This is a genomic window from Longimicrobium sp. (genome assembly GCF_036280135.1).
Lineage (GTDB): Bacteria > Gemmatimonadota > Gemmatimonadetes > Longimicrobiales > Longimicrobiaceae > Longimicrobium.
The window spans coordinates 1-5,760 of sequence record NZ_DASURI010000201.1; the positions used below are offsets into that span (position 1 = coordinate 1).

The 5,760-nt window shown below is 70.7% G+C and carries 4 protein-coding genes; 2 read left to right on the forward strand and 2 right to left on the reverse strand.

Annotated features, from left to right (window positions below):
• On the forward strand, positions 1-1,180 hold a 1,180-nt coding region (locus tag VFZ20_RS05905), incomplete at its 5' end, for a hypothetical protein (RefSeq protein ID WP_329682913.1).
• Positions 1,181-1,269: 89 nt separating this feature from the next.
• Here the strand turns inward: VFZ20_RS05905 and VFZ20_RS05910 are convergent.
• Both VFZ20_RS05910 and VFZ20_RS05915 read right to left on the reverse strand, forming a co-directional pair.
• Positions 1,270-2,874, reverse strand: a complete 1,605-nt coding sequence (locus VFZ20_RS05910; protein WP_329682914.1) for an ATP-binding protein — start codon at positions 2,872-2,874, stop codon at positions 1,270-1,272.
• 5 nt (positions 2,875-2,879) lie between these two features.
• On the reverse strand, positions 2,880-3,575 hold the full coding sequence (locus tag VFZ20_RS05915) for a response regulator (RefSeq protein ID WP_329682915.1): 696 nt from the start codon (positions 3,573-3,575) through the stop codon (positions 2,880-2,882).
• A gap of 421 nt (positions 3,576-3,996) precedes the next feature.
• Between VFZ20_RS05915 and VFZ20_RS05920 the strand changes: the two genes are divergently transcribed.
• Positions 3,997-5,565 carry a hypothetical protein gene (locus VFZ20_RS05920; protein ID WP_329682916.1) on the forward strand — a complete coding sequence of 523 codons (1,569 nt, stop codon included), beginning with the start codon at positions 3,997-3,999 and terminating at the stop codon, positions 5,563-5,565.
• The last annotated feature ends 195 nt before the right edge of the window (positions 5,566-5,760 follow it).

A 5,760-nucleotide genomic window follows, 5' to 3' on the forward strand; every position in this document is an offset into this window, starting at 1 on the left:
AGCACTGGATGAGCCGGAGTTCGACGACGAGCTGCGGTGGACGCCTGCGCCTTTGCACTCCCCTGGCGAGCAAACGCTGCCACGATGGGTGGCCGCGTCAGGCGCATTCCCGGGCGCGCTGCGCGCCATTCGCATCGAAACTGGCAGATGGGGGCCGCGGTACTTCGCCGACGGGGGGATCATTGACAATACCGGGCTCTCGATGCTGTACAACGCGGTCTACCTGGGCCGCATTGAGAAGCACGTGCAAAGGAACCTCGTGTCGATGCGCAACGACTCGCTCGTCTGGGAGGGCAAGGACCTTGACCCCGAGCTCGTGCGGATTCTCAGCGAGACCGCGATGAAGCACGCGGTCGGTGGGCAGGGGTCCCTCCAGTGGGGGCTGGTGGGCTGGGACGTGGACCTGGTGCTCGCTTCGGACGGCTCCGCGGTCGCGGCGGGCGGGCAGCCGGCGAGCCCCATGGAAGAGCTGGGGATGGCGGTGGACGCCCTGTCGCGGACAAACGCGGGAGGGCTGCTGTCCAATCGTGGGGGTTCCCCGCTGGGGCGCCGACCGGTCACGCTCTTCCTGAGTCCCCGCCTCTTTGGCCTTACGCCCGCCGTGTTCATCCGAGGTGACTTCAACTGGAGCTTCGAGCCCGTCGGCCGAGAAGGTGTACTTGGCATGACCGACCTCGACAGCACGACCCTGGCGCGGATCATTCAACGGATCCCGGATCGTGAAAAACGGCAGCGGGCGGAAATCGCATACGGACGGCTCCGTCGGCAAAGTCTCATTCGTCATGGACGTGTTGTCGAGTCATTCATGGTGAACTCACCCGACGACGGCGGCGTACTCTATTATGCCGTACGTGGAGAGTTGTACTTCGCGCTTCGTGCATTTGCTCAAACCTCCACTCTGCGGGACCAGGTTCCGGCTGCGGACGCGCGGGCGATCTTCGCCCTGGGCCAGTACGTGGCGTTCATCAACGGCTCAGCGATCCAGCGCTACCTTGCGACGGCGGAGCAACACAGGGCCCAACGGCACACGGCTCGTCCCCAGACGAGGTGGACGTACGTCGCACCCCCGTGGGTGTGCCCCGAACGGGGGGACTGCTCCACCCGTCACCGCTCGAGGGAGGGACCTCACATCGAAGCGACCACGATTCATACGGCGGGGGGTGCTCGCCGCGGGAACTGATGCCCTGGCCGGGCAGGGTGCTCAACACCGGGGGCGGCGCACGGGGTGCGCGTGCCGGCTCATTCCCCGGAGTGCTCGCTGGTCCAGGATCACGCGTTCGTGCCCTCTTGAGAAACGCCGGGCTCCACTGGCTCGCCGGGGAGGTCGGCGGCGGGGAGGGAAAAGGTGAAGACGCTGCCGCCGTCCGGGCGCGGCGCGTAGTGCAGCGAGCCGCCCTGCGCCTCGGCCAGGCGCCGGGCGATGGAGAGGCCCAGCCCCGCCCCGCCCACGTCCGGCTGGGCGCCGCGGGCGCGGTAGAACGGCGCGAACGCGTGCTCCGCCTCCGCCGGCGGGATGCCCGGTCCGCGGTCCGCCACGCGGAACACGAGCCGATCCCCATCCCGCGACGCGGACAGCTCGATGGGCGTCCCCGGGGGCGAGTACTTGTGCGCGTTCTCCAGCAGGTTCACCAGCACGCGCAGCGAGTGGACGAAGTCGAACCGCCCCAGCGGCATGGTATCACCCCCATCAGCCGAGCCCCCGTCCACCGACACGCGGACGTCGCGCCCCTGCAGCGTGCCCGACGCGCGCTGCAGCGCCGCGCCGATCAAGTCCTCCGCTGGCGTCACCTCCGGGCGCAGCTCCACGGCGTCCGCGTTCAGCCGCGACAGGTCGAGCAGATCGGCCACGAAGCGGTTCAGCCGGTCCGCCTCGTCCTCGATGTCGGCCGCGCGGCCGTCGCCTTCCGCGGCGATGTCGTGCGCCAGCGCCTTGATGGTCGTGAGCGGCGTGCGCAGGTCGTGCGACACGGACGCGATGACGGCGTCCTTGAGCCGGTCCGCCTCGCGCAGGGCCTCGGCGCGCTCGGCCTCGGCGGCCAGGCGCACGCGCTCGGCGCCCAGCGCGGCGTAGTACGACAAGGCCGTGAAGAAGCGCTGCTCGCCCGCGTCCAGCTCCAGCCCGTCCGCCCGGGCAATGCGAAGGACGCCCACGGTGCGCTCGCGAACGCGCAGGGGCAGCGACAGCGCGGCGATCTCCGGCACGTGGGGAATGCGCGGCTCCGCGTCCGGCAGCAGGCGCCGCGTGCCATCCACCCGCTCCACCACGCCCACCCCCTGCTCCGCCGCGATGACGACCGCCTCCGCGTCCGGTTCCGCATCCGGCAGGTAGATGCGGCACGCGTCCAGGCGCAGGGTGGCGCGAAGGACGTGCTCCACGGCGTGCAGCGCCTCTTCCGCGCGGCCCACACTCAGCGTCTCCGCGCCCAGGGACGCCAGCCGGTTCACCTCCGCCGCGCGCCGCCGTGCCTCTTCGGCCTCCGTGCGGGCGCGGTGGATGAGGTGCGTCGCCACGCCCGCCACGGCCAGGAAGGTGAAGAGCACCATCCAGTCGCGCGCGTCGCGGACGAGCAGCGTGTAGTGCGGCGGAAGGAAGAAGAAGTTGAAGCAGAGAAAGGAGAGAAACGCCAGCGCCACCCCCCGCGCCCGCGATCCCCGCACGCTGCCGACGAGGACGAGCAGCAGGTACGTGAGCGCCACGTGCGCCTCGTCCAGGTGCACGCGGACGGACCACATCGCGGCCGTGAGCGCGGCCGTGGCGGTGATCCAGGCGAGCCAGGAGAGGGGCGAGGGAATAGGGAACAGCGAGGGAATAGGGAATAGGGAATAGGGAATAGCGGGATTGCGCTGGGCAGGCATCCTCTGCGGCGTCGGCATCGTTCTCAGTCCAGGGCGCGGAAGCGGTAGCCTACGCCGGGCTCCGTCAGGATCAGCGACGGGCGGACGGGGTCGCGCTCGATCTTGCGGCGCAGGTTGGCCACGTGCACGCGCAGGTACGCCTGCGGATCGCCCGGCGAGCGGCCCCACACGGCGCGAAAGATCTGATCGTGCGTGAGGGTGCGGCCCGCCTGCGCCACGAACGCGCGCAGCAGGTCCCACTCCGTGGGCGTCAGGTGGATCTCCGCCCCGTCGCGGGCCACCGCGCGACGCGCCGTGTCCACGCGCAGACCGTCCACCTCCAGCGGCGCGCCCTCCGCCGCAGCGGGGGCCGTGCGGGCGCGGCGCAGTTGGGCGCGCACGCGGGCCTGCAGCTCCGCCGCGCTGAACGGCTTGGTGACGTAGTCGTCCGCGCCGCTGTCCAGCAGCGCCACCTTCTCGCTCTCCGCGTGCCGCGCGGAGAGGACGACGATGGGGGCGCTGCTCCACTTGCGGATCTCGCGGACCACGCTGGCGCCGGCCACGTCCGGCAGCCCCAGGTCCACGACGACGAGGTCCGGGCGCTCCGCCGCGGCCAGGTCGATTCCCTCGCGTCCCGTGCCGGCCTCCAGCACCCGCACGCCGTCGCCCGCGAGCGCGTTGCGCACCACGCGCCGGATCTGCGGCTCGTCGTCGATCACGAGAATGGTGAGCTCGTTCATGACCGGAATGCTACGGACGCCGGGCCGAATCGGAAATAGGTGGAGGAACCCGGGCAAGGGGGCCTCGCCGGAAACCGCCCGCGAGCTCATCCCCGCGCAACCGCTCCCAAAGCGACGATGCGGGATCAAGATTGGCAAAAGTCGGAAGATGGAGACGGTGTGCATCTCTCATCCGCGCGCAACCACGAATCACCGGATGATTTATTCTGTCGAAGAACGTCCGTTTCTGCGTACGCGCTGTAGCGGGGTGGCACACCCTGCCCGGTGACGGGACAGGCGCGGCCGGGCGACAATCCACGCATCACGATGCGGCGCAGTCACTTGTCCAGCGTGGCGCAGGGGGACTGCCGATTGCGGGAGCGCCCGTTCCCCGCGCCGATTCCCCGGCCGGGACACGCCCCCTCTCATCGAAGGATCCCCCATGACCATCCGACCCACCCGGCTCACCGCCGGTGCCGCCGCGCTCGCCCTGGCGCTGGCCGCCTGCGCCGACGACCCGACCTCCGCGGCCCACGCCGACGCATCCGGCGGCCCCTCGGCGAACGTGTCCGCCCCCTCGGGCGTGGCGTTGGTGTCCAACGCGGTCAAGTACCGCGACAGCTCGCGCAGGCCCGGCAGCGGCCGGGCCGGCTCGGCGCAGGCGACGGCCCTGGCGCTGCTGGGCAAGGACGGCGTCGCCCAGCTCACCGTGACCGCCGCCCCGGCGGACAGCACGCGCACGGCCGCGCCCAACATCACCAAGGTCAAGGTGAAGGCGACATCGGCGCAGGGCGGCGAGATCTTTACCCAGAGCTTCACGGAATTGAACGCCGGCGCCACGTACACCCGCGCGCTCGGCGGGCTGGCGCGCGGCACCGCGCTGGAGGTGCAGACGAACGTCACGGGGATCGACCCCAGCCGCACCGACATCGTGACGGTGACGGAGCGGGTAAAGCTGCGCCCGGACCTGTCGGTGGCGCTGCAGGCGCCCTCCAACGTGCGCACGGGCGACCCCGTGAGCCTGCTGGCCGTGGTGTCGGAGGAGAACGGCGACGTGGGCGCCCGCACCGACTGCGTGCTGTACGTGGACCAGGTGGCCCGGGACCGCGTGAACGGCGCCTGGGTGGACGCGGGCGACGCCGTCACCTGCGCGTTCACGCACGTGTTTGACGGGGGCGGAAGCCGCCGGGTGGAGGTGCGCCTGGAGAACGTCAACCCGGGCGACTACGACCCCGCCAACAACAGCCGCACCGTCTTCATCACCGTGCAGGCGGGGGGCGACTTCTGGTATGATGCCCTGGTGCAGTCCGACTCCACGTGGCAGCTCACCCTGTCGTCGTCGGACTACCTGAACAAGACGACGGGCCTTGCGCAGACCACGCGCGACTCCATCGTCCAGACGCGCCGCAACCAGCACGGGCAGCTGTACGGCTTCATGGAGCGCGCCGTGCCGCGCCCGTACACCATCCACGTGTCGCAGGCCACGGGCGGGCGGGCGCTGCACGACGAGACCTATTCGTCGGAGACGGACGGCTACAACCAGCCGGGCTCGTCGTGCATCTCGGACTACGACTACACGGGGCAGATCTTCTTTTCCTCGTGCGTGAGCAGCGACCCGTGGTGGGGCACCTACACGTCGTTCCGCTACGACCGTTACGCGGGGAGCGTCACCTACCACTCGACGAGCTACCGGCGCACGTGGGACCCGGCCACGGCGACGGAGAACGTGTACCACTCCAACACCAGCAGCGGCAGCGGCCAGGCCACCATCGCGCCGCATGGCAGCACGTACGCGTTCGGCGTGACGTACGCCAGCGGCGACAGCACCTGGACGGCGAGCCCCGTGCTGGCGCTGCGCGAGGTGGTGGTCTCGCGTCCGCTCGCGGAGTCGTGCTCCACGTACGACTACGAGCTCTACTACTCGCGGCAGTGCGGTGGAACGAGCTTCTACACGCGGGCGCTGGTGGGCCGCGAGGCGTTCGGTCCCCCGTCGTACGAGTGGGGCTTCTGACCTGACGGATGGAAGCCGGGAGCATCCCTCACGCTCCTGGCGTGTGGGTCGGCCCCCGCTTCGGCTTCGTGCCGGGCGGGGGCTGGTTGCGTTGGGTCGGCTGATGGTGGACAGAGGATCGTGCACATTGGCGGAGTGTGTCTCACGGGCGAGGGCCCCCTCCCCCCGGCCCCCTGCCCCCGCTTCGCGGGGGAG